33 protein-coding genes are annotated in these 25,200 nt (G+C 43.3%); 1 reads left to right on the plus strand and 32 read right to left on the minus strand.

The annotated features are described in order from the left end of the window. The 30 genes from AACQ38_RS20735 to AACQ38_RS20885 all read right to left on the minus strand — a co-directional run. The coding region (locus AACQ38_RS20735; RefSeq protein WP_165578985.1) for a baseplate J/gp47 family protein at positions 1 to 925 on the minus strand (925 nt) is incomplete at its 3' end. Next, entirely contained in the window at positions 925 to 1,281 is a 357-nt protein-coding gene (locus AACQ38_RS20740) for a hypothetical protein (RefSeq protein ID WP_165578986.1), read from the minus strand. The genes AACQ38_RS20740 and AACQ38_RS20735, both read right to left, overlap by 1 nt. A gap of 98 nt (positions 1,282 to 1,379) precedes the next feature. Next, positions 1,380 to 1,553: a hypothetical protein gene (locus tag AACQ38_RS20745; RefSeq protein ID WP_011147570.1), complete on the minus strand. Its 174-nt coding sequence runs from the start codon at positions 1,551 to 1,553 to the stop codon at positions 1,380 to 1,382. A 156-nt stretch (positions 1,554 to 1,709) separates the two neighbouring features. Next, positions 1,710 to 2,243 carry a hypothetical protein gene (locus AACQ38_RS20750; RefSeq protein ID WP_165578987.1) on the minus strand — a complete coding sequence of 178 codons (534 nt, stop codon included), beginning with the start codon at positions 2,241 to 2,243 and terminating at the stop codon, positions 1,710 to 1,712. 463 nt (positions 2,244 to 2,706) lie between these two features. Then, positions 2,707 to 3,306 carry a Gp138 family membrane-puncturing spike protein gene (locus tag AACQ38_RS20755; RefSeq protein WP_109791732.1) on the minus strand — a complete coding sequence of 200 codons (600 nt, stop codon included), beginning with the start codon at positions 3,304 to 3,306 and terminating at the stop codon, positions 2,707 to 2,709. Further along, positions 3,266 to 4,162, minus strand: a complete 897-nt coding sequence (locus tag AACQ38_RS20760) for a baseplate hub protein (RefSeq protein WP_011147573.1) — start codon at positions 4,160 to 4,162, stop codon at positions 3,266 to 3,268. The genes AACQ38_RS20755 and AACQ38_RS20760 overlap by 41 nt, the downstream gene beginning before the upstream one ends. Next, positions 4,159 to 4,464 carry a phage baseplate plug family protein gene (locus AACQ38_RS20765; RefSeq protein WP_011147574.1) on the minus strand — a complete coding sequence of 102 codons (306 nt, stop codon included), beginning with the start codon at positions 4,462 to 4,464 and terminating at the stop codon, positions 4,159 to 4,161. The genes AACQ38_RS20760 and AACQ38_RS20765 overlap by 4 nt, the downstream gene beginning before the upstream one ends. Then, positions 4,461 to 5,282, minus strand: a complete 822-nt coding sequence (locus AACQ38_RS20770; protein WP_011147575.1) for a phage baseplate protein — start codon at positions 5,280 to 5,282, stop codon at positions 4,461 to 4,463. The genes AACQ38_RS20765 and AACQ38_RS20770 overlap by 4 nt, the downstream gene beginning before the upstream one ends. Then, a complete protein-coding gene (locus AACQ38_RS20775; RefSeq protein WP_165578988.1) occupies positions 5,282 to 7,399 on the minus strand; it encodes a lytic transglycosylase domain-containing protein in 2,118 nt (705 codons plus the stop codon). The genes AACQ38_RS20770 and AACQ38_RS20775 overlap by 1 nt, the downstream gene beginning before the upstream one ends. Positions 7,400 to 7,607: 208 nt before the next feature. Then, on the minus strand, positions 7,608 to 8,015 hold the full coding sequence (locus AACQ38_RS20785; protein ID WP_165578989.1) for a hypothetical protein: 408 nt from the start codon (positions 8,013 to 8,015) through the stop codon (positions 7,608 to 7,610). Further along, positions 8,015 to 8,452: a phage tail fiber protein gene (locus AACQ38_RS20790; RefSeq protein WP_165578990.1), complete on the minus strand. Its 438-nt coding sequence runs from the start codon at positions 8,450 to 8,452 to the stop codon at positions 8,015 to 8,017. Before AACQ38_RS20790 ends, AACQ38_RS20785 begins: the two co-directional genes overlap by 1 nt. Further along, the gene (locus AACQ38_RS20795; protein ID WP_242685642.1) at positions 8,452 to 9,816 is read right to left on the minus strand and encodes a DUF3383 domain-containing protein; all 1,365 of its coding nucleotides are present in this window, start codon (positions 9,814 to 9,816) and stop codon (positions 8,452 to 8,454) included. Before AACQ38_RS20795 ends, AACQ38_RS20790 begins: the two co-directional genes overlap by 1 nt. 104 nt (positions 9,817 to 9,920) lie before the next feature. Then, positions 9,921 to 10,463 (minus strand): phage neck terminator protein, encoded by a 543-nt coding sequence (locus AACQ38_RS20800; protein WP_445260632.1) that lies wholly within the window; start codon positions 10,461 to 10,463, stop codon positions 9,921 to 9,923. Next, on the minus strand, positions 10,463 to 10,834 hold the full coding sequence (locus tag AACQ38_RS20805; RefSeq protein WP_011147581.1) for a hypothetical protein: 372 nt from the start codon (positions 10,832 to 10,834) through the stop codon (positions 10,463 to 10,465). The genes AACQ38_RS20800 and AACQ38_RS20805 overlap by 1 nt, the downstream gene beginning before the upstream one ends. After that, positions 10,831 to 11,289, minus strand: coding sequence for a hypothetical protein (locus tag AACQ38_RS20810; RefSeq protein ID WP_165578991.1), 459 nt, complete (start codon positions 11,287 to 11,289; stop codon positions 10,831 to 10,833). The genes AACQ38_RS20805 and AACQ38_RS20810 overlap by 4 nt, the downstream gene beginning before the upstream one ends. Continuing rightward, positions 11,289 to 11,738, minus strand: a complete 450-nt coding sequence (locus tag AACQ38_RS20815; RefSeq protein WP_011147583.1) for a DUF4054 domain-containing protein — start codon at positions 11,736 to 11,738, stop codon at positions 11,289 to 11,291. Before AACQ38_RS20815 ends, AACQ38_RS20810 begins: the two co-directional genes overlap by 1 nt. Before the next feature lie 4 nt (positions 11,739 to 11,742). Then, the gene (locus AACQ38_RS20820) at positions 11,743 to 12,069 is read right to left on the minus strand and encodes a hypothetical protein (RefSeq protein WP_011147584.1); all 327 of its coding nucleotides are present in this window, start codon (positions 12,067 to 12,069) and stop codon (positions 11,743 to 11,745) included. Then, the gene (locus AACQ38_RS20825; protein ID WP_011147585.1) at positions 12,070 to 13,104 is read right to left on the minus strand and encodes a major capsid family protein; all 1,035 of its coding nucleotides are present in this window, start codon (positions 13,102 to 13,104) and stop codon (positions 12,070 to 12,072) included. Beyond that, complete coding sequence (locus AACQ38_RS20830) at positions 13,104 to 13,580, minus strand: structural cement protein Gp24 (RefSeq protein WP_011147586.1); 477 nt, start codon at positions 13,578 to 13,580, stop codon at positions 13,104 to 13,106. The genes AACQ38_RS20825 and AACQ38_RS20830 overlap by 1 nt, the downstream gene beginning before the upstream one ends. Before the next feature lie 2 nt (positions 13,581 to 13,582). Then, positions 13,583 to 14,908 carry a DUF2213 domain-containing protein gene (locus AACQ38_RS20835; protein ID WP_011147587.1) on the minus strand — a complete coding sequence of 442 codons (1,326 nt, stop codon included), beginning with the start codon at positions 14,906 to 14,908 and terminating at the stop codon, positions 13,583 to 13,585. Between the two features lie 17 nt (positions 14,909 to 14,925). Beyond that, a complete protein-coding gene (locus AACQ38_RS20840; protein ID WP_165579001.1) occupies positions 14,926 to 15,618 on the minus strand; it encodes a phage head morphogenesis protein in 693 nt (230 codons plus the stop codon). A gap of 85 nt (positions 15,619 to 15,703) precedes the next feature. Continuing rightward, positions 15,704 to 17,209 carry a DUF1073 domain-containing protein gene (locus tag AACQ38_RS20845; RefSeq protein ID WP_011147589.1) on the minus strand — a complete coding sequence of 502 codons (1,506 nt, stop codon included), beginning with the start codon at positions 17,207 to 17,209 and terminating at the stop codon, positions 15,704 to 15,706. Continuing rightward, a complete protein-coding gene (locus tag AACQ38_RS20850) occupies positions 17,209 to 18,393 on the minus strand; it encodes a PBSX family phage terminase large subunit (RefSeq protein ID WP_242685643.1) in 1,185 nt (394 codons plus the stop codon). The genes AACQ38_RS20845 and AACQ38_RS20850 overlap by 1 nt, the downstream gene beginning before the upstream one ends. A 59-nt stretch (positions 18,394 to 18,452) precedes the next feature. After that, complete coding sequence (locus tag AACQ38_RS20855) at positions 18,453 to 19,190, minus strand: terminase small subunit (protein ID WP_242685644.1); 738 nt, start codon at positions 19,188 to 19,190, stop codon at positions 18,453 to 18,455. A 64-nt stretch (positions 19,191 to 19,254) separates the two neighbouring features. Continuing rightward, positions 19,255 to 19,788, minus strand: a complete 534-nt coding sequence (locus AACQ38_RS20860; protein WP_165578992.1) for a hypothetical protein — start codon at positions 19,786 to 19,788, stop codon at positions 19,255 to 19,257. 435 nt (positions 19,789 to 20,223) lie between these two features. After that, complete coding sequence (locus AACQ38_RS20865) at positions 20,224 to 20,949, minus strand: PP2C family protein-serine/threonine phosphatase (protein WP_046395015.1); 726 nt, start codon at positions 20,947 to 20,949, stop codon at positions 20,224 to 20,226. Continuing rightward, the gene (locus tag AACQ38_RS20870; RefSeq protein WP_165578993.1) at positions 20,946 to 21,752 is read right to left on the minus strand and encodes a protein kinase domain-containing protein; all 807 of its coding nucleotides are present in this window, start codon (positions 21,750 to 21,752) and stop codon (positions 20,946 to 20,948) included. The genes AACQ38_RS20865 and AACQ38_RS20870 overlap by 4 nt, the downstream gene beginning before the upstream one ends. Before the next feature lie 157 nt (positions 21,753 to 21,909). Continuing rightward, complete coding sequence (locus tag AACQ38_RS20875) at positions 21,910 to 22,362, minus strand: lysis protein (protein ID WP_165579003.1); 453 nt, start codon at positions 22,360 to 22,362, stop codon at positions 21,910 to 21,912. A gap of 92 nt (positions 22,363 to 22,454) precedes the next feature. Then, the gene (locus AACQ38_RS20880; RefSeq protein WP_011147596.1) at positions 22,455 to 22,991 is read right to left on the minus strand and encodes a lysozyme; all 537 of its coding nucleotides are present in this window, start codon (positions 22,989 to 22,991) and stop codon (positions 22,455 to 22,457) included. After that, positions 22,975 to 23,157 carry a phage holin family protein gene (locus AACQ38_RS20885; protein WP_011147597.1) on the minus strand — a complete coding sequence of 61 codons (183 nt, stop codon included), beginning with the start codon at positions 23,155 to 23,157 and terminating at the stop codon, positions 22,975 to 22,977. The genes AACQ38_RS20880 and AACQ38_RS20885 overlap by 17 nt, the downstream gene beginning before the upstream one ends. 160 nt (positions 23,158 to 23,317) lie before the next feature. Here AACQ38_RS20885 and AACQ38_RS20890 point away from each other — a divergent pair, with 160 nt between their 5' ends. Continuing rightward, positions 23,318 to 23,719, plus strand: a complete 402-nt coding sequence (locus AACQ38_RS20890) for a YjaA family stress response protein (RefSeq protein ID WP_011147598.1) — start codon at positions 23,318 to 23,320, stop codon at positions 23,717 to 23,719. A gap of 43 nt (positions 23,720 to 23,762) precedes the next feature. On the opposite strand, the gene AACQ38_RS20895 is transcribed toward AACQ38_RS20890, so the two are convergent. Together AACQ38_RS20895 and AACQ38_RS20900 are read right to left on the minus strand one after the other, a co-directional pair. After that, positions 23,763 to 24,806, minus strand: coding sequence for a DNA-methyltransferase (locus AACQ38_RS20895; RefSeq protein ID WP_201025050.1), 1,044 nt, complete (start codon positions 24,804 to 24,806; stop codon positions 23,763 to 23,765). A 100-nt stretch (positions 24,807 to 24,906) separates the two neighbouring features. After that, positions 24,907 to 25,107 carry a hypothetical protein gene (locus AACQ38_RS20900; RefSeq protein WP_011147645.1) on the minus strand — a complete coding sequence of 67 codons (201 nt, stop codon included), beginning with the start codon at positions 25,105 to 25,107 and terminating at the stop codon, positions 24,907 to 24,909. Between the last annotated feature and the right edge of the window lie 93 nt (positions 25,108 to 25,200).

A 25,200-nucleotide genomic window follows, 5' to 3' on the forward strand; every position in this document is an offset into this window, starting at 1 on the left:
CTGGTATCACATAGTTAATTTCATATTCGGGATAAGGCTGAACATAGTTTTCATCATCCACAATTGTGTGAGTTGTATTTCCGTTCGTAGGAATACCTGGAGGCTTTTTCTTCCAGATTACTCTAGCGACATCCTCAGTCTTTCCCCCATATACAGCACTATAAATAGAGTTTGGCACCATTCTGTATTTTGATACCCCGACCGTTTTTACTACCGATGTATCATTTGAAATAACGTATGCGTCTGCCACGCCATTTACTTCTAATACTGCGGCATAAATGGCATGTAATGAGTTTGTCGCATTTTTAGCAACAGATTGTTTACGACGATACTCAAAATTAGCGCGGGTTTCCTCATCTATGCCAGGTACGCCAGCACTCGCATTACTGATACCTGACCAACCGGGCACCGAGCTATAAATCGTGTTCAAGTCATCAATTTGGCATGCTAACGGCCCTGATGTTGAGTTTTGGAAAACAACATCAACAGAGCCGCTGCCCGGGATCTTAACCTCTGTTAGTGAATGATAAAGATACCCTTTTTTATCTTGAGCAATACTACCAATTGGAATAACTGTATTAACTAACCCAGTGCATGTTGCTGTTACCGTTGTTCCCGATGCTGGAATTCGATCTAAAAAATAAATTCGTCCGATAGCATCTTGAAAACGTCCGGTTGCATAATCCGGATTAATTTGATTGACGATAGCAAGTAACTGATCGTTCTTGTCAGCAATGATAGCCGCATCACTCATGGCTATTTGACCTTGCGGTGTTGTTAAGCTCGTACTCATTGCACCACCCATTGCTGTAGCCAAATCATTTAGCCGCCCATTTAAAATATCAACCTCGTCGGGCACAGTTAGACCCGTCTTTGTAAAGGTTACACCTGGAACACTTGTTGTCAGTACTACAGAGTTAGTCATCAGAAATTTACCACCGTTGATTGATTGTTCATGTCCGTTATTGTCATCATGCCCGCAATAGTTCTCTCCTTTCCATTTATAACTTTACAAGTGGCAGACTGAACATAAGGTAACTTCATTGCTTCTTGTTGCATTTTGCTGTTGATTAGCTGAGTTCCCGGCCAATATCCCAAAATTCGCTGGTAATAAGGAATACCCAATGCTGTGTCATACCAGCACTCACCCAGATATGTACTACAGGCACAAGCGACATCCTGCGCTACAGAATAGGGATTATCAGTAATGGCGGTATTTCCAGAATCATCTAACGTTAAATCCCATGACTCGGTATCAAGAAGAAATGAACGAGTTTGCATTTTCGATTCCTATGGAAATAAAAAAACCGCAATTAAGCGGTGTAGATATGAAAAAACCCGCACTGTAGGCGGGTTTATTGACGACTACTCAAAAAATTTTAAGCAGCTTGACGATGATTCTTACGCTTTCCTTGAAGCTCAACTTTTGGCTTATGCTCAAACATTTTTGGGGCAGCTTTTATCAACAAGTCAATAGCTCCACCCACAGCAGTATACACCTGCTGCGTATCAAATTTTTTGATATCTTTAATGGCTGCTTTCTGCTTTGACATAACGACTCCTAAGAGATTTTCTCTCCAATAGCTTTGAGCCTGAGCCCATAAGGGGTGTTCACATTAACAAAGTTTTCTCTTGCACAAAAAACAAACTAATATTCGTTAGTTTTCGTATGCTATCACTATAAACTCTAGTGTCTAGTCTTTTTTTTATCAATCTTTGATTGTCTTGAATATTGTTTCAAACGTATCAATATCAGCCTCCATAATGTAACCACACTTCATCATGTTAAATCCATAAGATGAGTAATAGGAGATTACTTCTTCAACAGGCTCAATGATACGGATATATTTACCCTGTGCAGATTTACAAAACATGTAAGCAGCCATCAGAGTAAGTTGAAACATTTTCCCATTTAAAGGGTGTTTTGCGTCATCACGATAGAAGTTCTCTATCATATGAATTTCAAAACTTTCCTCATCAATGGAATATGTACATAAAGCTAGCCCAGAAGGAGGTCCTTGCACATTTCCACATTCTACCAGCTTTAAGCAAAATTCAAATTTATCTTCTCTGTTTCCTACCCTAGACAAACATTCATCCCAGTTTAGTTCGCCGTATCCGCGAGAAAGGATTCTGTAATCATCATCAGAGATATCCCCTACAGCAAGGTTAAGCTTAAGCTCATCAACAATAATCTGCATGCTATTTCTTACCACATGCCCGATCTGCTCAAGATTAAACATTCTTTATCTCTCATTTTTAATTGGTTGATATATCTTACAGCTTTTTGTGATTATTTCATATGCTATTTAACTTTTCTTGCCATTAAAACGTGCACTATTTAACAATGACAAGTGAGTTAACAATTAACCCCAAACCAAGGATGGCTATATCCACCAGCGTGACTAAGGTTTATAACTTACCGTTCTCTATATTTTATTCTCTAAACTTCAGCTAAAATAAATAATGTTGACTTCAATGTGATTGACTTTATAGTACAGAACCATTGCTTCTATCTCTATATCAGTCAAAAGAAGCTCTTTTCCAAGTCGCACATACTCGTAACCTTTTCCAGTTTCACAGTTCAACTAATACTGTTACCAGTTAAAACAATGACCGAGAAAAATAAAAAATTTACCTGGGCTTCACAAAGATTTCTTAGTTTCTTCATTTCTACATATTTATCATCCTTATTTACAGCTTTAACTATCTTACGGTTCCATCGAATATTGCATTTCCACCGTTACCGCCACCACCTTGAATAACCGCACCATTTAATATAATAGATGGTGAGTTCATTGTGATTGAATTTGATGAAGTCATTTCCGTTGTCGGAGCGACTACGTTAATTTTATTCGGTGAAACAATATTTATCTGATTATCTACGAATTCAACATATTGTTGTGGTTCTGCGTTTAAAACTCCCCCCAGATAAATTGCGTCTGAATAATTGTGCGTTCTTTTTGAACCCGGTAATGCCGGTGCTTTTGTTGCTCTGATGCTGCTAATATCACGATCACAAATGGCAATTAAACCAATATCACCAACCACAGGATTCATAATGACAGCACTGTTACCACGCTGAAGACGAAATACTGGAACATTATAGATTATTCCATTCTCGATTTTTCTCCCTGCTCCCGTCATATTATGTACCATCGGCTTTACATCTACGGTTTTCCCGCTCGATTTAATAACAAGGCCCAAAGTGATAAAAACATGCTGACTAAGAAACTGCCTCATGACAAAATCAAAAGCATTCGCTTCACTGTTTATGTCCGTTGGTTTTGTTGTCAGCTTTGTCATTGTTTTTATCCTCTGTTTTCACTGGAGTGCCACTAAAAGATGTATGCCACTGACCACCATCAAGCCAGGAGGTAAGGTAGTGTTCCGCCCCTGTTATCAGATAAGTGCCGCTAACGTTCGGCAAAGAGGTTTCTATTTTTACCTTACGACCTAAAATAATTTCATTACTGAAAAGGGTAGTTGCTGTTATTCCCACGCCAGTAAATATGGGATAGCCAATTAGCCCATATTCTGGAGACGTAAGTAGCGGTTTTTCAACTTTCGGTTGACCATGAGGCCAAATGGTCACTTTATCAATCCCAAAGTCAGTGTCTATATCTAGCGCACTTGCCGCCTGTTGGATTTGATTAACAACGTTTCCTGTATAATGAGGATTTGAGATAACACCTGTGGCGCCATAATTTTCAACCGTTAGATCCGCTTTTTTAGCCATTGCAGTAATAATATCGACAATATCCACATCTCCCGATGCAGTGAACGGTTCAACTTCCTTTGCTCTTAGGCCAAGCATCATACTGGCCGTTATCGTCAGGGGAGTATCGGGTAACTGATTAAAATCTGCATAGGCATCACTGATAAAACCCTCAAATATAGCATGACCATCCGCCCATACACGCATTAAGTTGAATTTCGCACTACCAATCCAGATCCCGCGATAACTCAACGTTGCCATTTGGCTGGTTGTTAAACCCCAGATTTGTAATGTTATTTGTGTCCCTGATATGCCGCCCCACGCCGCCATGTTGACATAAGCGCGTGCGTTTTCGATAGTCAGTATATTGTTACCGCTATCATCAAATGTCTTGCCGTCAACTAGCTGAAATTCAACTGTGATATTGTGTTGTTTGTACGTCACTGAGTCACCTCTCCTGGAAAAAGGTAATATAATTTGTAGCGTTGCCCTAGCTCCTCCCAATGGGGATCAGATAAACCATCCAGATCAGCAAAAAACAATTCACCCTGGAACCGTAAATAACTGTAACGGACAATTTTATTGCAGTTGAGGCACACAACTCCCTGTAGCACAGGTTTATCATTGACGGTTAAATCCATATATAAACCTGTGCCACGTTGATTGAGGCGTATCATGCATGACTGCTCATTCAAGGTCACAGTGAACTCCTGAGCCTTAGCCGCCCTGATCGCTATTTCAATCACGTTAATTTCCTCGATAATTCTTCTACTGCATCATTGAGATGGTTGGTGGCACTCAATACAGAATCATTTAATGGACCAGTAATCGTCTCTGTTGCACGCTTGAAACCAGATGAAACTTTATCAGCAACTTGCGTTGCAGCACTGGAAACGGATTTTTTCAATCCGGTCAGAGCCTTTTTGACATCGGATAGTGTGGCATGTTTTGTTGAACCTGTTGATTGTTCGGTATTTTTACTTGGGCCTTTTGCTGTCTCATTCTTTGTTGTATTCGACTTGTTAGCAACATTGCTGCTCATTTTCACTTCGGCAATGTCTTGTACCGCCTGGAAAACTGCGGTCACAATCAGTAAGGTAACACCGTTATCCTGCCTTATTCGAAAATCGTACTTAATCAAATCATAACTTGTGTACGTAGTATCAGGTGTTTCAATGTCGTAAATTTCAGCACTGGATACCATCTTATCTAACGCTTCAAGAACATCAGAACGGGACGTCAGGGTGAGGTTTGTTAAGTTAGGCACGGAACCAGAAAAACCGGTCCATCCCTCAAACGAGAATGTCACATGGACTTCACCGGGCCGCTGCACTTTGTTGTATGATGTATAGCCGCCTTTCTCTATCGGCGCAGTCGTGATTGATGCCTCTCGTGTGACTTCTACTACAATGAATGATGTGGGCGTAAACGGCTTATCACCAACTCTCTGCCCGGATGCATAATAAATACCATATCCAGGAGATATCATACTGTTAACACCAGATAGCAGGTTGCCACTACGGAACGCACTAAGTACCGTTGTTTGATTGAGAGAGAATGCCATTATCCAGTTACCCCCGTTGAATAGCTTGTTGCCAGCGTTGATCCACCTATTTTCTGCCGGGCATCGTTAACCACGCCTTTTACGTTGTTAGCGTTAGAGCTGATTTGAATAGTTCCGATGTGATAACTCTCAGAAACAGAGGAGGTACGGTTGTTATTTACCGTATTCGAATAACGCTGAGCGGCCACATGAGCCCCCAGTTGTGGCATATTCGCCAATACCTTTGGGATATAATCGCGGGTTTCTTTTGGCGCAGCGCCCAATCCTTTCCGTATAACATTTCCCTGTCCCCAGTTATAAGCCGCCAGTGCTTTACTCAAATCTCCGTCAAACATTCTCATTAGCTGAGATAAATATTTTGCCGCGGCTTCCGAAGATTTTACCGGATCAAAAACATCATCATCCATTAACCCAAAATGTTTGGCTGTACCTGGCATAAACTGGAATAAGCCCTTGGCACCTGCTTTAGACACAGCATACTGATTGCCTCCCGATTCCGTCATGGCAACACTACGTAACAAACCCTCCGGTAACCCGAACTGCTGCTCAAGTTGTGCTAATTTTGGTGATAGCCAACCCAGTAATTTCATGCCGGTAGTGTTCGGTGACATTTCAGCGGCTGCGACTTGAGGAACGAGCGAATCAATCAGTTTATTAATTGAATCGGTCAGCTTATCTAACGCGGCTTTTAACCAATTATTGCTGTATTCTAGCCGCTGTTGTCGTTCATCCTCGGCCCGAATGATACGGTCATTTTCGCTGCGCTTTTCTTCCTTTTTGACCTCTTTGACTACGGTCGTATCTGGCTTAGAGGTTTTACCATCCAGTTTTGCCTGATAGGCTTCATACTCTTTTTTACTAAAAAAGGGTGTCCAGTCGCTTGCCAGATACAATCCATATGAATCAAGTGTATTTTTTGTCTCTTCCCCAACAATCGAAGTCGCAACTGACTCCACAGGATCATATAACGCATATGTGATAGCGCCATATATTCCGGCTTTCCCGGCAATCCCTTTTCCCGGTAACCCGCCGCCTTTCCCCATTTTCAGCATGGACGAAGCCACGCGATAAATTCCCCATAACCACCCCGCAAACTTCAACCCGATCAGACCAATGATGACATTACCCCAACCGCCTACCGCATCTGCGGCCTGATTAGCGACTGAAATAATAAAACTCATCTTATCGAGAAAACCACTGACCGCTTTTTTAATCTCTTCTGGGTGCTTATTCATCCAATCAGCTAGGTTTTTTAGCCAGATATTGAAATCATTGATATATGGTAAAAGGGCATTAAACAGAATGTAGCCTGTTTTCTCAAAACTCTGGCTTATCTCTGTCCACTGTTCACGAAAACGACGCGCGGCGGCAACAGATTTATCATCCACACCCGAATTAGCTGTAAATTTATCCACATCTTTGAGTACGTGACCGGATGAGAACCACTGTTGCGCGGCGTACCCGACCCCAAGTTCACCACCGTAAGCTTGCTGTTGATCTTTATTAAGTCTGGGAAAAACACCGCTCAGCTTACGCATGATAGATTCGGTGCTTTCTGAGGCAATATCAATATCGACACCCGCTTGTGATGCCGTTTTTAACAGCGTCTCAAGAGCCGGATCAAGCGAAACACCTGATTTTAGTCGGGCTTTAGCATCATTAATGCGTGAAAATGCCCCCACAATCTCATTTGCGCTGACACCAAATGCTTGACCTGCTTTTGTCCAGCCATCAAGCGCTTTAGCCGACATGCCGAACGCATCAGCGGCAGTACTTAACTGATTGAGATTGCCGGCAAAGCTGGTCACAAAGCTTTTCAGTCCACCGAGTGAAACCGTAACACCCGCCAAAGCCAAGATCTGACTCTTTATGCTGGAAAAGAAAGAGGAAGCTTTCTTTCCTGCCGCCTCCATTTCTTTTGCCACCTTTTCGGTTTTCTTACCGGTTTTGTCTAATGATTTGCTGGTTTTCTTTTCACCATCATTAAACGAGTCAACCAGTTTTTGCATAACCTGAGCCAACCCACCGATCCCGGCAATCACTGCGGTTTCACCTGCGCTAAATTCAGCCGCATCAAGCCCCAGCGTTATAACAAGTTCATCTATAATGTTTGCCATCAGTTTTTACCCTGCTGTAAAACATAAGCATTGTGATTATCGACCTGAATAATCTCTATTAACTGCCAAAGGTCCTCCACGCCATAAACTGTATCCAGCTCATGGAGCGTTGCCTTTCCTGATGAGATAACGGTCGCTATTGTGCCTGGGACATTTGTATAACTGATGATACCGAATGGCTTTGAGATGCTGGAATAGCGCGGCGGGATTACGATTGGTCGGCGGTTTTGAAAAAATCCACGTGTAACTTAAGCACCTCTGCACGTAATTTCAGCCGGGTAACAATTTCTTCAATGTCACTGTCGATCAGCTCGCGTTTGATTTTTTTATCTGCCTGATTCGGAACCATCTGCACACAACCCATCAGTTCATCAAGTAGTGGCCTGGCTTCATCAGGAGCAATGCGAGAAATTGCTTTCAATCCAACCACCGCTAATGCAGCCATGCCCAAATCCCGAAAATTATCGGGGATATCCAACCCCTCTCTCCCCATTGCCATCAATGCACGAATAGCCCACCATTCAGCCTGCGAAGCGGGCATTTCCTGAATGTAAAAAAGCTTTCCTTTGTCGCGATTATCATCATTCATAGTGATGAAGGTTTCTTTACGTGCCATTAGCTATATGCCTCACCTGTTATTGATTCCCACTCAATGACGGCCTGCGCCGCTTGTAAAACCTTTCCTGCGTCCGGCATGGTTTTCCATTGCTTCAGAACGCCGTTCACCAATGTGTATTTACGCCCGATGGCCGGAAGAATAACCGTCGCATTACATCTGAACACCGAGACGCTAGTACGTGATGTCGTTGCCCAAGTATCAAAAATGGTGCGACTTTCCGAATCAGGCATAATATGAATCGTCTGATTGATATTGCCGTAGATAAAACCCACTGACAGTTTACCGTCCGCCCCACGTACCGTTTCAGCCAAATCCAACGCCTCAGTTTCGAAAATGTTGTCGGCGGCAAATCCCTGTAATTGCACACCAGACGGGTATAAATTGGTCACAGTCAGGGTAATTACCGCATCAGCAGAAGTGATTGTGTCTGACATTATTGAACCTCCGTAGATGCCATTTCGAATTTCTGAATACTGCCACCGTCGCAATACCACAGTGTACAGCTTGGGCTGGTGCGATTTGCACGCATAGAGGCAAACATTTCCCCAATATACAAGTAATAACCCTTCGCGATTATTGACGTTGAAACATCAGATCCCACAGCGTTAATAATTTCCAGTTTTTGTGCAGCCGATAATGTTACGCCTGATCGGATACCGCCCCACAACTTAAACCGCTGGATAACATCACTCATTGAGGCTTCCACCAGCGCACGGCCAGCCGTGTTATAAGGGATAGTCTTGTTGGATTTGAACAAGGCAATAACCGCGCCCTGCAAGTTCGCATTCAGCCAGATTTGACCACAGAAGGAATCTAGCCACTTAAAATCACCGGTTATTGTGCCATCAGCCCAATAATTTTCGGTGATATTATTGGCGGCATAATTGCCATAGAAGTTATACCCATTAGCAATCAGCGCATCATAAACATCAGAATCGATCACATCAGGACTGAGGCCGTTCAATTCTCTGAATTTAAACGGAACACGCCCCTCAGTTCGCTCAAAATCCAGCACCGCCGCATAACCCAATACTGCTGCCGGTTTCATATTATCAGAGCAGAAAACAGGAACGACACTCCCGTAGCTGTGAATGCCAATAATTTTATGGGCGATAGTTTCCTGACTGCCTTTCACTTTTGCCGTGCCGCTTGTTGTCCAGGCAACATAGAAATAGCGATATACCTGACTACTAGCCCATGCGGATAATGCAAGATGCTGTTCATCTGTACATTCAAATACCGTCGTAAAACCTGCCCATTGCTGAGACTGCGTTTTAATCACAGCGAATAGATCAGGAACCGCCGACACTGTAGCCCCCTGAGAAACCGTTGCCCCTAGTGCGCCAGTGAACTTAAGAGCCTCGGCCCCATCACCAGTACCATAGGTGATATTTGTATCTTCCAGTTTAATGCTGCCAGAGGCAACATTGATGATAAAAGCTTTACGGGTGGTATCGAACACAACCGTTACCGCCTTGCCAATCACTGTTTCAATGCTCTTTGCTGCATCCGCAAAGGATTTAACCCCATCAAGATTGATTGCGGCGTTTATTGCTGTACCATTGATATTGAGTTTCAATGTACCGGACATTTTTTGCAGATCGGTAATAGCTACCTCATTAAAAGAACCTGAACGTAACCAGGCCGATACTGCCGCTCGATTAAATCGGGAAAACAGCAATTGACCGGGCGTCTTTGTACAATTGTTGTACCCTGAAAAATAAATAGCCGCCATGCTATATTCTTCGGATGCACCACCGAAATATGCCGCCACATCCTCTTTAGTCGAGAACGACAACACCACACCAACAGGTGCATATATATTATCTGTCAGTAATAATCCATTGAGATCAACAGCTATTACCCGCTGCCGACAGCACCCCCGGATTAATTCTCACGTCTTTACTGATTGGAATTGCCATGAATAGACTCCACTGTTTTAGTGTTCAGCGTAATACTGTCGAAAAATAGTTGTTCTGTTGTCACAACAGGGGTGATTTGAGCAGTAAATTCAAATGTCCAACGCGACTCATATTGCTGTTCACCATTAATCATCGTCGTCTGAATCGGGTCGCTGGCATAAAGTGGTGCCATATCGATACCTGATCTCTTGAATAGCTCAATCGCATATTCAGTGCGCACCGTCGTTGCAATAATGTGAGCATCCTCATGAGCGAACTGACCGTAACAGTCAATTTGACATGTCCAGCGTGTCGTCCGAGTGATTAGACTTTTTCCCATACCTGCCGCTGTTGGTGCGTTATAGATCACTACACTTGTTGATAAACCCGTGCTGTTCAATGGTGTCATAACAATAAAATCGCCATCTGGCATCGGTGAGCGATTTATCTGAGACAAAATAACGCTACGCCTGGGTATTAAGGCCATTAAAAAACCGCGTAATGCGGTTGTTATATCGTCTTGCGTTACACTTATCGTCACCACTATTGTTCCCCACGCTGCAATGTAACAGCGAATTTGCACCAATTCGGCCACTCTTCCAAAATCTGCACTATCAACCACTCTTCACCATTAATAATCAACAGATCACCCCCTTGCTGTCTGGGGCGGTTGACGGCATTAAAATTGCCATTCACATAAGCCGCTTTGAGCATGCCCTGAATATTCAAGCCGTTCGTATGTTGTAGATCAGTAAAAGTCAGTGGCTGGATTTGTGCGGTAACGGGTGTTGTAATGTAGCGCGGGACTTGCTTACCACTGGGTGCAATATCATATCCCACACTTACCCGTATCTCTCCAGGTGAGTGAGGATTAACAACCCCAACAGCACCAGATACAATATTGTGCAGGTTCATTCGTTCCCCTCATCAATCACATAATCAACACTGTTCAGCATGTGTTTGGTGTGACGTAACGGCGCATCAAATCCCTTTTTAGCTATAGTGGATTTTTTATTAGCCGGTGAAGTGAAAGAACGAATAGATTGTTGAATTTGCCCCTTGATAACTTCCCCGGTCATCCGTAACGCTGCATTCCCATTCATATCGTTAGCACTCAGGCCCTGTGCAAGCACATCACCCCATTCATTAGCATGTTCGTTGATAGTGTTACGAAAAAACGGACGGGGTCGCCTATTACGCCTCGGATCGCCAATCTCGTTACTAATTGCCACCATTGCAACTGAGGTGCCATCGGGATAAGTCGCGTCTTTGAAAAAACCAACCCGCAATTTTTGGCCTTCACCCACTCTTTTAGCTAATTGCTTTAAGTAGCGTTTTGCTGCATCACCGCCCTTGATACTGTTCGACATTAGCGCCTCCATTGAGTCCGTGGATAGTAATATGACGGATAGTGAGAGGGAGAGCTGCCGGGGACGTAACGCATAATTCTATATTGCGCTGTTGCCTGCCAGTACATAGCCCCGTATTTTGTCTGCAAGAACCAAGCAGCACGTTCACTCACAACGCCCATATCAGCCGAAACGGAAACAGATCCCTCACTTGCGCTGCTAACCCGCCCCACGAGCGGATTGGCCGCTGTTCCGCTAACAGATAAACGATTAAGTTCGGCAATATGAGCAACAAGCATATTCAACAACAGTATTCGTTGTTCAAGATCACTAACTGGGCTTTGGGCCGTATTGTTAAGATAGAGTGTTGCTTCAATAAAATAGGTATCCAGCAGGACATCACTGATAGAAGAAAACTCCGGGTAACGAGTGCGAAATTTCACGACATCAAAAACGACAACAAAGCCCATTAGCTTAATCCTCTTCTTTTCGCTGCTCGATATTTTTACCCGGTTTTTGGGGATCGATAGGCTCTAACCCGTTCTTTAACCCGGCTTTTTCCTCAGCTTCCGTCCGAGCCTCTTTGAGTTTTTCTTGGGCAAAAATAAGCCCATTTTTGACTAATTCCGTATCTGCATAGAGTTCCAGATATTTGTCAAAAAACGCTTTATCAACATCATATGTCAGCCCATAACCACCAATAATTGTTGATGAATTTATCCCGTTTAGCGTCACGCGATTCCCATCAATTTCAATCGTTAACCCGTGAGGCAATTTACACCCCACAATGACTGTCACCATTTAAACCCCCAACATTTGTGCAATAGCGTGTGGATAACGAATAATCGCACCCCACGTACCGGCTGATTTCTTTTGTTTAAAACTGGATGAGCTCACAACAACCGCGTGTGCCCGCATTTTTTCAGTAAATGAGGCATAAGCCGTTTTTTCACCATCAAGCGTATCAGCAATCAATTGAACCAGTTCCCCCGCTTCCGTACTGTATTCAACCGCCGTTTCAATCGTCAGATTCGGAAAATTCTTTTTCAATTGATCGGTAACATTAACGTTGTACTGGTTAGTTTTTGTCAGATTAACTTCCGCTGTTGGCGACATGCAAAGTTTCAATGGCTCTGTTCGTTCCACCAACCCTTCTGTTTGTTTTGTAAGCTGCTTAAATAGGCGTTGGGAAATATCGTCATAAATTGCCTGCCCGTCTTTGGTTTCCCACGTTGTACCATTGGATTTTCCGTTTGCAGCCGGTACCACCGGTGCGCTTAACCCCGGATCATTCAACAGTCCATAGTTTTTAAGCCCCGCAATACCATAGAAATAAGACTTGTTCATAAACTTGTTTAGGGTTAATGCGCTTGCGGTGTTAAGTTGCGCTGCTCGATTGATACGGGCCGTACCGTACATATCCAGCTCACGCTCCCCCCAAACAGTAAATGTTTGGAAATGATAGCTCTGGCGTTCCACCCAATTCACGTTAGCATCTGACATGCCGTTATTGCTGTGATCACCGTATGAGCTCACTTCACCCGTTGATTCTTCAACCGGGAACTGGGTTGTCAGCGTTGTCCAGTCACCTTTTTTATTTTCACCGATAATTTCAGCCGCTCTCATCGGCGTGACCAACACACGAACCAGCTCAGGATCGAGATAGTTAGTCAGATACGCAGGAACACCGGCATTACTCACAGTCACCATAGCTGGCTGTGCATCCATAGCTAACGTATAGTTACGAGCATATTGGGGATTTAAGTAATCGACGGCCTGTGGTACTACAATGCCGTATTCCCCTTCAATATATTGAAAATCTGTGTGTCGTTTCATTAGCTCCAGGTCCCCATTTTGACTAATTCACTCTCACCAGCAGCAGTACCGGCAACGAATTTAGTTTCGATAAAATCAGTGATAGTTTTTCCCGCTGCGGCGGCCTGCACCTCACCCGTTTTTAAGGATGCGTAAATCTTATCCCCAACTTTTGCGGGAGTGCTTGTTCGTACCGTAAAATCACCCGCAGTAAATAAAGTGACTTCACGTCCGGGTTGGATCAGCATGGATGCTTCTCCCAACCAAAGAGTGATAGACGCTTGTCCGTCACGCCCCACAAAACCAGACGGTGCACCCGCCCCCTTGTTCGAAACAACACCATCAATCACCCAGGCAAAACGCCCAACAGTTACTCCATCGTTACCCGCAATCAGCGTGCCGTCCCTTGCTAACAAAGTGGCGCTAGGGTTAGTACTGGCAAATGCTCCCTCAATGCCGGGGGCTGGATAGTGATTAATTTTGTTCGGAAAACCCATAGTTAAATCCTCACTAATTTAGATGCGGTGGGAAAACGTTTTTCAAAAGAATCTATAGCAGCAGAATCCATTGCTAGGTGGGCTTTAAGTTTTGCTGACTCTGCTATGCCGATCTGCATTTTCACTAAAGAGCGATAAGCGGACGGATGAACGCCGGTTGTATCAACACCCACCTCATCAAGCGCAACCTTGTAAATTTCGTCAGCAGAATCCATTGCTACTACATCACCGATGAGGGGTTTAACCTCAGCCTCAGCAATGCGAATAGCATTAATGCGATTCACTGTGTCTTTTTCTGCCTTTCGAGTAGCTGCACGAATAGCAGCATCCATTGCGGGCTTACTGACGCTATCCTCTTCCTTTGGTTCTGGTTTATTATCGGGATCATCGTCTTGCGCGGGAGTGCCTGAAATTAACGCCCGGATTTTTGCCAAGTCTTCCTCTGGCAATTTACCCGCAAGCAGTTCAAGTACTTGTGCACAGATATCATCGTCCTGCGCGGGTAACTCCGCAGGCTCCTGTGTCTCCGCATCATCAGCAACAGCTTCAATGATTGAGGCAAGCTCCGCTGAGTCGATTTCCATATCCTGAGCCAGAAGGGTACCGAATTTGTTTTTCGCCGCTTCCGCTATACTTTTCGCGCTACCACCCGCTTTCAGTAATGAGGCAATTTCTTTTGGTGCAGCATCTTGTGCTAATTTCGGCTGCAAGTATGCCCCCAGCGCCGCACGTACAGCGACAGCCACCATTTTTTTATTTAACTTCATGTGTTTTAACTCCAGAGGGAGGGAATCGCAGACAACAACATCTGCACCGACTCGCCCTTCTTCAACAAGAGCGACATGGTTCCCGACGATATCGCGCATAACGCCATCATGATGAATGCCGTCATACATGCCGGGGGTCATATCAGCGACGTAGTGATACGCCGCTGACAATTCTTTTTGTTCATCCGATTCAATACCCGCTATGGATTCAGCATCCCAAATTGCCAGGCTGTTTTTCAGGTATGTACCATCGAACATGGAATCTGATCCCGTTGTACCGACAATCAATTCTGTTGAAGGTTTGGCCGCCGTGACGGGAATGTGTTTTTTCAATAACGGCAGGTTATTGAAAGTTGCAACCCCTTTCTCTAATTCATCAGGGGCACGCAACAGTTTGTAGATACGATTAGGATCAAGCCTTAACCCTTGCCAGTTCGGGATTTCTCTTCCGTAATACGATGATACCGTCGCCTTAGAGATAGGACTTTCAGTAACATGCAAACGCCCATCTCTGTCGTATGAGCGTACAGAAGCCCGATCTAACGCCAGACCGTGATTCATAATATTTCTCGGATTAATTAATTGGTTAGTTTAGGAATGACGACCTGCCAACCACACCCGCAATTGATTTCTTCACCAGGCATGATCCATTTTCCGTCAATATAAAGCCCTTTTGATAAATCGAACTCTTTACCATCCGCTTTCAAGTGTGATTGACGAAATTTTTTTGCTGCATGACTGTGCCGCCAGATACCCGTTTTAAAACCCATTGAACGCTGCCGGACAGATTGCATAACAAAAGTCGCTTTGTTGTTCTGGTCACGAGCAATCAGGACTGCTCGGCGCTTAGTAATGTCGTAACGCTCTTGCAAGGCTTTTGTCAACGTTCCAAGATCACGCCCCCTTGCTACTGATTGCATCACTAGCGTTTCAACTTGGGATAAATATTGCCGTGGAATACTTTTAATCAACCCAACATTCTCACCAATGACCGTCTGTAGCGCGTTATTCATTTCTGTCGTCATCGTGAACGGTATCGAAATATGTGCCGCATCTAACGCATGATTTAACGAGGCATCCATGTTGTCCATTGATAAAGCCGCGAATTTTTTCGCCAGCTTGTCAGCTAAAGCATCAAACTGCTTTAACCAACGCCGGGTTAATTTTCGCATTGCTGAACGCATCAACATCTCCGGGCTAACATCCATTGCCATTGCTGCACCGCTGTTCTTATAGTTGGCGGATACCCAGTAAATCACCGAGTTATTCATCTCATCCACCAGCTTATATAACTGCTTGCTGTACCACACCCGAACACCGGCATTAGGTTTAATTTGTCGGAGTGTTTGAAGGGGATCAGATGATGTTTTCCGTGTTGCCCTCTTCTTCGATGTCGTCTTCTTTGTCGATTTCATCATTGATTTCCAGAGAGTGATACGGGCTGTTTTCATCGTTGGCTAGACGTTCGCGAGCTTCATCTGTGCTAATCACATTTGCAGCAATTAATACTGAATCAGTATCTGCATCGGTCTTACGTATGCTGGCTTTTTGTTCATCATTCATTTGATACAGCGGTTCGAATGTAAAGCTAATATCAGGATCAATTTCGCCAAATTCGGATAATTGAATAATATCAATCATTCGTGCCAATCCATCTTTCACTAACATTTGCAAGGTAGCAATGAAGTCATAGAAAACACGGATTTCCCCATCAGATGACGCATTTAGCCCGCTTGGTGTGATACCTGTAAAAATCACTAACGGTATGCTACTGACTGAACTCATATGTTCCTGAGACTGGGCTTGCAGTGAATCAAGGCCACTTAGCGGTGTATTGAACTGGAAAAACTCCTCTTCGTTATCCAGCATCATTACCCCTCGGTTATCACGCATCTTGTTAAACAATTCTGCACGATAAATTAACTGATCGGGATTCTTCGTCTGTCCTTGCAACGTCGATTGAAGATTGGTTTTAAATCCAGACACAGAGAATGAATGGATCAAATCAGATACGCTATCACGTGTCCTATACCAGTTTTGTACATAAGACTCTGCAATCTGAGTCAGTGATAAGCCGCCGAAATTATACGCAGGTTTAAACATATCGGTTAATGGCCGGGTGATAAATGTAATCAAACGACTGTCATGTACAGTTTTTGCCATCACATACCAACTTGACGGCTTATAGAAATCATTGCTCAACGGGTTGCTAGCGTTATAAATCCCCGGATATGTCCATATTGGCTCAATGACGTTAAAGCCAATAAGACTCCCCTTTGTGATTTTTTTGGGTGACAGAAATAATCTAGACTCAAGTTCAACCGGATCGGTTGCAGCAAGCACGCCTCTTGACGTGCGAACATCAATGTAAATCTGACCTCGCCCAAAAAAACCATCATGTTCAATGGCTTTTTTTAACCGTTCACGAACGTGGAATTTTTCAATAGCCTCATTAAGCGCTTTGATTTTATCTGATTTGTCATTATCCCCCACTGACGTTAGCTTTATCCACTTACGAGTCATCTCCCCTGCAATAGTGCCGACCATTTTCCGATATTCGGGTAATTGTGACAGTTGGGCCAGATAAGGATAACCGGGGAAACCCACATCTCCCGATATACCACCTGTACCCGTCATATATTCATAAGGTGTAGAATCCATTGCCATTAATGCGGATAACTGTTCAGTAGGAACAACACCGGGAGGGGGCCTGTATGGTTCAACAGGCCGAGCTACTTTTCTCTCTGTTATCGATCCGACAGTATCCGGATGTATGTTCATTGGCTGAGGTGATGCTTGATCAATATCCTGTTCAACTGGCAAAACCTCCGCTTTCTTTTTATGTCTGAATTTGAAAAACATTAAATTCGCCCCAACAGATTTTTAGATATACGAAGTGGGTTGTTTTTGCCTGTGATATAACCATCCAGCGAATAACGTACCGCATCCCATAAATGGTTATGTTTGTCGAGCACCACCGGCAGGATTTCACCGGTCAGTCGGTCAGTCTTGTATGAATAGAGTCTTGCCTCATCAATCATGTGCTTACAGCGTTCATGAATAATGATTTCTTCAAAGCCTTTAAGATAAGTGATCCCGTCCTCGACACTTCCGGGCCATTTTGTGGCACCATCGATAACGAACCCCTGGCGTGATAAGTAACTGATAGTTTCCGGTCGGCTACTGTCCCCATGAATGGGCCATTTACGAGAAAGCGGCACCGAATCATAGAACTGGGGCATTTCATCTAATTCAACGCCTACCCCATAGGCTTCATATTCGATATATAGTTTGGTACCAATAATGAAGCAGCGAACCAGTGTGGACGGGTCATTAGCGAAACCAAAGTCAGCTCCATAGAAAAGCCGGTCGGCTTCTAGCCATAGCTCATCAGAAAATGCTTCAACCCGGTATTTTCCAGAGAAAATAACCGCTTCACTGAGTGCTTTTGGTAATCCAAGCCAAATATGCTCATACGCTTCATAGTCGATGCGTTTGCAATATTCCATTTCCTGCCGGAGTACATCAGGAAAAAAGGCATTATCACAATAGTTAACTTTTCGAATAATAACGCCGCCGTCAGGGGGATCTTCATGATGCCGGGTCATCAGTTTGTATGTCGGGTCCTCTTCCTCGCGAGGGTTGAAAGAAACCCAGACTTTGGATTTATTAGCACGTACAGTTGGCCCAAGAATATCCCAACTATCTTGCAAAACGGTCTGAGCCTCTTCAACCCAACAGATCTTAATGCCATGCATCGACTTGATGCTTTGAATATTGTTGCGAAGACCTTTAAACGTGAAACGAGTGCCGTTCCAACCTTCAATCTCGTTGTTTTTGACCTTATAGAAGTGGGACAGTCCAAGATCAATGATTTGTGCCTCAAGCAGGGCAAGAACAGAATCATTGATTGAGTTCTGGAATTCACGGGCACAAAGAATCGTCATTGGTTCTATAGCACCCAACAATACCAGCGCACGAGCAATCTCTACCGATTTACCGCCACCACGCCCGCCATATGTCCAACGCCAGCGAACAGAACCCAATGCTCGGTCATATAAAACCTCTGTCGCCCAGTCACTACTAAAGGCGTACAGAACACCATCTATGATGACTGGGCTACCTGTTTTCCCTCGCGCAATTTCTCCATGTGAGAAGCCCAGACATCAGCAGGACAATTGGCGGGAGTGACAATACAGACTTTGCCATAACTCAGGCCAGCGAGATCAACATTGACCTCAGTTTTATTGCTGCTCATGTCGATACCGGTAAGTTGCGCAGCGTTCTTAATGTTCGGCGCAACCTGTCCGAACTTCTTATCTGCTAACGCTTCCTTCCCAGCACGAAACGACAATTCAGCCAGGTGTCCAGCATTGAATGAAACAAGCAACGCCGCTTCGTTTCTCAGTTCTCGAATGCGGGCTTTTATTTCCGGTCTGCGTATCAATATGGATGATTGAGAATCAGCACGGGCTGGAGAGTAACCCGCACAAATTGCCGCCTCTTTCATCGGCATACCCGCCGCTATGTTTTGAGCAAACTGTTCGTATTGCGGCTTTAGAATCCCTGCGGTTCCTTGCGAACTCTCTGCGAACTTTTCAGACTCCAAGATATTACTGGTGTTACTTGCTACCTGACTTTCCGCTTGGTTCGCATCAGGTTCGCACTGCGTACTTTCAACAATAGTGCGAACCCATTCCTCAGTCTTTGCCCTCTTGCGGATTGCGGCATCACTAATACCGTACTTTTTGGCAATCTCTCTGATTGAGAGAAAGCCGGAACGGTAATCACGCTCTATTCCCTCCCAGTCAGTATTTTTTGCCATTTCATTTCCTTTAGACATAAAAAAGGCCGCCTAAGCAACCGGGTTGAATTTATTTAGCTATTGGCGGGTTGATAACACTAATTCATTCATTAAACACAAATCGTTTTGAGGAAAGACTATCCAAGGCATCAATGACATCATCTTGTTTGGCATTCCCTTTTATATAATTATCAACAAGTGCAATAACATTTTCCCATTCCTTGACCACTTCAGTTCCATCAAAAAAATGCTCACAGTAAATCCAACACCCATGCGCATTGGTCATCGACCTTGTTAAAACTTCAAACTGGTTTGATAGTTCTATAGCATCTAAGTGTTTACTTCTTTCGGCTTCACCTGCGGTTAATATTTTCTTCCCAAAACTTGCTTTAGACATATCAAACCAATCAGGCATATATATGATGCTGTCTCTCACTTGTATAAGTGCTTTTTTAAAATCCATTTTCACCTTTACTTTTTCCTGCTTTTTCCACGTAGTTAACGCTTTCTTAGCGTAAATAACTGCACAGAGCGTTATCAAACCAGAGAACCACGTCCCTAGCATCGCACAAAAAGCCCACCTGGCCGAATTCTGCGCTGCAATCATTGCCTCATAAGAAATAAGATCTGTATCCATATTCACCTCATCATATAAATGAGATGATTATCTAATTTACTGTTAACTCTATCAACGCCTCTCGTAAATGGCGTTTATAAAGTTAAATGATTTGTCCTAAGGAAACTATGTCATGGTTAATACAAACAGACTGCGATAACCTGCGCCGAATTGTTTCCGAATTGGAAATAGTTAGATTCAGAGTTTTCTGCTAAAAAGTCGATATCTGTCCGCTGGACGCTCATAGCTAAATCACTACTATCGAGCACTCTGTCAGTAGAATGCTCTGAATTAGTTACTGTTCTTCATTGGTTAGCAACTATAGAGGAAATCCCTATTGTTGATTCAAGTCATTGATTTCAAGGAGCTCTATAACATGCAGATATAAAAACCACCAGCGTTAACTGATGGCTATTTGGAATCCTTCAATGGCAGAATCATTAAATTCTGTTAGTGCTAGCTACTACATTTAAGCTTAACACTCAAAAATGTATAATCATCAATAATATCTTTTTCAATCCGGCGCCTTAAGCTTGCGGAAAATGCCGATGGTAACGACATTGTCCTTTCTGAAAATTGAGGTCTTAACTCCCAATGCCTATATGCCCCATCTGACATCAAGGATAAAATTACATTATCACCATCACTTATTTCATTAATGTCTTTAACTATCACATCAAAATTTAGTGTAATATCATTAGATAAGGCTGATGTAAGAATAGTAGAAAGTCTTTCTTTGTGGTTTCTTAGGTTTCTCATACTATGCTCCCCAGAGTCTAAAAGCTCTTGGTACTTAGTATGGTCTTTAGTTAATTGAACTAATTTATTTTTATTTTTAAAGTAAAGTCGGCAGTCGCCTACATGCCCTATATAAACCTTTAAATCAACTATATGGACGATTGTTAACGTGGTAGCGACACTAAAATCAAACTCATCTATCGCTTGCTTAGCCCATGAAAATGCTTTCTCGATGCTAAAATCTGGCTCTATCAACGCTTTTTGAATTGCTTGTATTGCGCATTTTGACGCTAAATCAGCTTGCTCAGTTGAACCCACTCCATCTGCTACTGCAAAGACGATATTTGAATCACTATCGATAGTTGGAGGTAAGAAATAATCTTCATTTACAACTTTACCGTTTGCAGCATCGCTAAAGCAGGACATGTCAACTATTCTATTCATGGCGTTACCTCCATAGCTTTGCAAAAATCAATTAATAATTCATCTGCGTCAGCATATCTATCTTCAGGCCAATGCGCCCTGCATTTTGAGATGATTTTTTTTAATTTATGAGTGAGGTTTTTTGAATATATGTCACTAATGACACGACCTATAGCATAAATATCAGATTGCTTAGAAAACAGCCCGCTCTCTGCTATTTCAGGAGCCCTGTAACCATCAGTTCCCATTCCATTTGGTTGAAATTTTGTTTTTACCTCAGCTCTGACATGATTTAAGTCTTTCACTAGTCCAAAGTCGCTGATTTTGTATCTTCCATCGCTGTATTTCAGAATGTTGGCTGGCTTCAGATCACGATGAACATAATTATTGTCGTGTATAGTTTTAACGCCCTTAATTATCTGCCGCACCGCCATAATTTTTTCGTCCGCAGACATTCCACCTTCCATAGCTTCCATAGCTTCCATAGCTTCCATAGCTTCCAATAAATTGGCTTCAGCCTTCTCCATGATGAAATAAGGCTTATCTCCTACTGTACTAAAAAGCACTATAGGAGCTATAGAGTCGTAATTAATTGAATTTAATATATATTGTGTTTTAATTTCAACCAAAAATCGTTCTCTTAAATCAGCAATTTCCTTTATGGCTGTTTTATTATTTTCAGGTGAAGGTGAAAAATATTTTCGTGCATACTTTCGCGAATGAGTCTTCCTTAAATTGTACACATTAACTTCATACACTTCACCGAAACCACCACGCCCGAGACTCTTTAGATCCTCAATAAAATAATTACCACATCGATCCACACTAAGTCCTCTGATAAGAAGCTACGGAATTATAAGAGTCGTTCTCATCCTGAACTATAACTAATCAGGAAAAATAATATTTACAAATTCTGACCTTATCATACTAGCCTTAATGGATGTAGAAAATAATTAATTGATTTTTCAATATTTCATTTCGTCACCTTAAACATTCAGTCTTCACATAACCCTGCAAATAGCTTAATTTTGCCCGGTCGTTGATGATGCTTTCCCGGATATCGAGAACAGTTGATCCAGCCTCTCCAGTGAGTTCGACGGCGGTTGCATCGCCCAAGCTGCCGGAAGCAATGGTTGCAGACACGGGACAGGTGGCCGCGATGCGCAACCGACGACGACCGGCAGCAACATCATCACGCAGAGCATCATTTTCAGATTTAGCATTAGCAAGTTCCTTCATATGTTTCACATCCAACTCGTTCAACATCGTGATGTGAGAGTTCTGATAGTCGATAGTGTCTATGAATTGCTGAATGTCTTCTTGCTGCTGCTTTGTAACACGTTGCTCTTTCTGTAACTCGGAGTGATAACAATACGCTGTCAATGAAATAAGGAGCAACGCTAGTATAGTGTAGTAATGAAAGCTAAATTTCATAGCAACAACACCCCAGAAACCAGCTCCATCCATCTCTACCTATCAAAGCAAGAAAGAAGCCAAACAGAAACAATATCCTGGCCAACGAATGTCTATTCATCCAGCCCCCAGCAAGTTAATTCCGATTCCTGGGCACGTCGCTCAACTTGACCATAACAGCCGTTTGCCTGCCCTTTGGTCTGTCGACAGTCTCGACCATTATCAAATACCCAACGTTTTATCTCAGCACAAGCGCCTTTCTTATCTCCAGCATTCAGCTTTCTATAGAATGTGGAAGAGAAGCATTTCGATGGGCCAATGTTATATGGGCAAAAGCTGGCAATACCTGCTATCTGAGGTTCAGTTAATGGCACCCGCACATTGCGTTTTACCCATGCAATAGCCTGCTTTGCTTCTTGTGCATTGAGGTCACGGCACTGATTCGGCATTAACCTCATCCCCTGACGAGCGGGAGTTCCATCAATCCGAGTAACACCTCGGCAGATTGTCCAGACTCCCCCCGCATCTTGATACGCTGATAGCCGGTTACCCTCTTTCTCGTCCAAGAACTGAGACAATATCGCCGTGGCACCTGCACCAGAAAGAACCAGACCGATAACCGCAGCACTTAACTTACTGGTCTTTGTCATTGCGGCTAAGCTCCCGATGCTTGTAGTACCAGTTGACCCCAAAGGTGCCAACAGTGCAGATAATGCCAATAATGATGGCCCAGTCGTTCAGCGACAGAGCACCAAGCATTGCTGTAAATGTGCCCCAAGTGTATGCAGTGGGGCTGGTGTATTTGTCCATACGCATAATTCCATCCCACTGATGGAGTGATCATTTAGTTAATTTAATTACTTGGGCTGATTTGCCCTGTATTGATTTAAAAGACTCAATAAGCATCAGACTTCACTGCATTAAGAGAAGAACGTATACTTGCAACAAATTTGAATTACCTGACATACACATTTTTATGAGCTTAATTTACATACGACTATATATTAATAAAATTGTTGTTCGCAACGTCAGCACTGGTAAAGAAGTCTCTGGTACCCCCGACACTCCCTTTACCACATCTCGTTTATTACTAGGGCAAATGATACCTGCAATGTTTTTGCTTAAAAAATTAATAAAGAAAGTGAGAAAAAATACTTGGTATAACTTTTTTTTGTCAAACCATCATGTGATTATTCAGCCGATGGAAATGAATGAAGGTGGACACAGCCAAGTTGAATTTAGAGCTTATATAGATCTCGCTAAGAGCATTACTTCAAGTCAAAAAGTTAATCTCTGTTCACCGAGATCACAACCACTTTCTGACAATGAAATCCGTCAAATACTATCCAGCAATTCACTATTTCGCCATAATAACTAATGAGAGAAACTCAAATAACCCCTCACCGCAGCGAGGTAGTTATTCATATCATCGCCCCAATTTCCCGCTTAGTTTGGTTAAAGTACTCTTCTTCCAGTTCTACACCCAAGACCCTACGATTCAGCTTCAGTGCCGCTTTTAGTGTTGAGCCCGATCCCATAAAGAAGTCCGCCACCAAATCCCCTTCCCGACTACTGGATCGGATAATATGCGCCATCAAGTCTGCCGGCTTTTCGCAAGGATGTTTACCTGGGTAATACTGAACAGGTGGAAAAGACCAGACATCAGTATAAGGCACATCTACCGTCACCGAGAACGGACGGCGCAGCAGCCCATATTCCAGACTCAATTCCTCATATTGGCGTGACAAAGTAAGATGAGATTCTACTAACTCATGATATGGCCTGTTTAATTCTCCGTTCTGGTGTTTTTCTCTGGCTATTCGAGCGAACAATATCCGCAGTTTTTGGTAATCCACTTCATTGGGTAATTGCCACTGGCTATCACTGAACCAGTGACTGGCCATCTGTTTTCCTGTGGCAGCGTTAATTTCTTTTGCTGTGACACCCAACACCTTTCGTGCATTGCGAAAGTAGTCCACAAGCGGTTTAAAGACATATTGCTTAAGTTCGCGGCATTTGTGGAAATACCCATCACCTTTAGGTTGATAAGGCCCCTGATAATGTTCAGCAAATATGATCCGTTCAGTAGAAGGGAAATAAGCCCTTAAACTTTCTTTATTCTGCCTGCGCCACGGACCAGAAGGTTTTGCCCAGATAATGTGGTTAAGCACATTGAACCGTTCACGAACAAGGATTTCCGTATCAGACGCCAAACGCGAACCACAAAATATATACAAACTGCCGTTGGGTTTCAGCACACGCCAGAATTCAGTCAGTACTTCATCCAGCCACGCAAGATAAGCCGTTACATCCTCCCATTGTCTGTCCCAACCACACTCTTTTACCCGAAAATAGGGGGGATCGGTGGCGATTAAGTCTATGCAGTTGTCTGGTAACGTTTTGATAAATCGTAGAGAGTCGTCATTAATTAATGTGATACCACTTAAATTCACAATATTTTCCATAATCGATACTAGCTTACTCTCTGGTTAGCACAGAACAGGCGAATGGCTGGTGTCGTCAACTCCACCAGCCATCCATTTCACCGCTTAAGAAGTCACCCCATCAAAGGCAACGCTTGAAAAAGGTGTCGTTGTCCCGGCTTTCCATCAAGCCAGCCAGACAAAATTGAGTTAAAAGTAATTGGCAACGCGGTGTTGATAACCCCGTCAGAGTTGAAACATCGGGAATAGAAACCCAGTCATACATTGGTACTGTTTCTAAAACACATGAGGCTGTTGTTGTCATATCTTCATGTTTTAGCATGATAATTTAAACCTTTGGTCAGTTATTGTGCATAGACACACATGTAACTCTGACCAATGACAACAGCAAGTCTTATCTGAATTTCAGGCAATA

It is taken from the genome of Photorhabdus sp. RW14-46, from assembly GCF_963887965.1.
Classification (GTDB): domain Bacteria; phylum Pseudomonadota; class Gammaproteobacteria; order Enterobacterales; family Enterobacteriaceae; genus Photorhabdus; species Photorhabdus laumondii.

Coding starts and splice junctions, on each gene's coding strand:
- AACQ38_RS20860 (WP_165578992.1), bottom strand. CDS start 19,788: ATGGATACAGATCTTATTTCTTATGAGGCAATGATTGCAGCGCAGAAT.
- AACQ38_RS20875 (WP_165579003.1), bottom strand. CDS start 22,362: ATGAAATTTAGCTTTCATTACTACACTATACTAGCGTTGCTCCTTATT.
- AACQ38_RS20840 (WP_165579001.1), bottom strand. CDS start 15,618: ATGAATAACTCGGTGATTTACTGGGTATCCGCCAACTATAAGAACAGC.
- AACQ38_RS20775 (WP_165578988.1), bottom strand. CDS start 7,399: ATGGCAAACATTATAGATGAACTTGTTATAACGCTGGGGCTTGATGCG.
- AACQ38_RS20740 (WP_165578986.1), bottom strand. CDS start 1,281: ATGCAAACTCGTTCATTTCTTCTTGATACCGAGTCATGGGATTTAACG.
- AACQ38_RS20900 (WP_011147645.1), bottom strand. CDS start 25,107: ATGCTAAAACATGAAGATATGACAACAACAGCCTCATGTGTTTTAGAA.
- AACQ38_RS20770 (WP_011147575.1), bottom strand. CDS start 5,282: ATGGCATTCTCTCTCAATCAAACAACGGTACTTAGTGCGTTCCGTAGT.
- AACQ38_RS20825 (WP_011147585.1), bottom strand. CDS start 13,104: ATGAAACGACACACAGATTTTCAATATATTGAAGGGGAATACGGCATT.
- AACQ38_RS20755 (WP_109791732.1), bottom strand. CDS start 3,306: ATGACAAAGCTGACAACAAAACCAACGGACATAAACAGTGAAGCGAAT.
- AACQ38_RS20790 (WP_165578990.1), bottom strand. CDS start 8,452: ATGTCAGACACAATCACTTCTGCTGATGCGGTAATTACCCTGACTGTG.
- AACQ38_RS20750 (WP_165578987.1), bottom strand. CDS start 2,243: ATGTTTAATCTTGAGCAGATCGGGCATGTGGTAAGAAATAGCATGCAG.
- AACQ38_RS20855 (WP_242685644.1), bottom strand. CDS start 19,190: ATGTCTAAAGGAAATGAAATGGCAAAAAATACTGACTGGGAGGGAATA.
- AACQ38_RS20895 (WP_201025050.1), bottom strand. CDS start 24,806: ATGGAAAATATTGTGAATTTAAGTGGTATCACATTAATTAATGACGAC.
- AACQ38_RS20890 (WP_011147598.1), top strand. CDS start 23,318: ATGAGCTTAATTTACATACGACTATATATTAATAAAATTGTTGTTCGC.
- AACQ38_RS20835 (WP_011147587.1), bottom strand. CDS start 14,908: ATGAATCACGGTCTGGCGTTAGATCGGGCTTCTGTACGCTCATACGAC.
- AACQ38_RS20805 (WP_011147581.1), bottom strand. CDS start 10,834: ATGAACCTGCACAATATTGTATCTGGTGCTGTTGGGGTTGTTAATCCT.
- AACQ38_RS20810 (WP_165578991.1), bottom strand. CDS start 11,289: ATGTCGAACAGTATCAAGGGCGGTGATGCAGCAAAACGCTACTTAAAG.
- AACQ38_RS20745 (WP_011147570.1), bottom strand. CDS start 1,553: ATGTCAAAGCAGAAAGCAGCCATTAAAGATATCAAAAAATTTGATACG.
- AACQ38_RS20785 (WP_165578989.1), bottom strand. CDS start 8,015: ATGGCACGTAAAGAAACCTTCATCACTATGAATGATGATAATCGCGAC.
- AACQ38_RS20820 (WP_011147584.1), bottom strand. CDS start 12,069: ATGGTGACAGTCATTGTGGGGTGTAAATTGCCTCACGGGTTAACGATT.
- AACQ38_RS20815 (WP_011147583.1), bottom strand. CDS start 11,738: ATGGGCTTTGTTGTCGTTTTTGATGTCGTGAAATTTCGCACTCGTTAC.
- AACQ38_RS20885 (WP_011147597.1), bottom strand. CDS start 23,157: ATGCGTATGGACAAATACACCAGCCCCACTGCATACACTTGGGGCACA.
- AACQ38_RS20880 (WP_011147596.1), bottom strand. CDS start 22,991: ATGACAAAGACCAGTAAGTTAAGTGCTGCGGTTATCGGTCTGGTTCTT.
- AACQ38_RS20830 (WP_011147586.1), bottom strand. CDS start 13,580: ATGGGTTTTCCGAACAAAATTAATCACTATCCAGCCCCCGGCATTGAG.
- AACQ38_RS20865 (WP_046395015.1), bottom strand. CDS start 20,949: ATGAATAGAATAGTTGACATGTCCTGCTTTAGCGATGCTGCAAACGGT.
- AACQ38_RS20845 (WP_011147589.1), bottom strand. CDS start 17,209: ATGTTTTTCAAATTCAGACATAAAAAGAAAGCGGAGGTTTTGCCAGTT.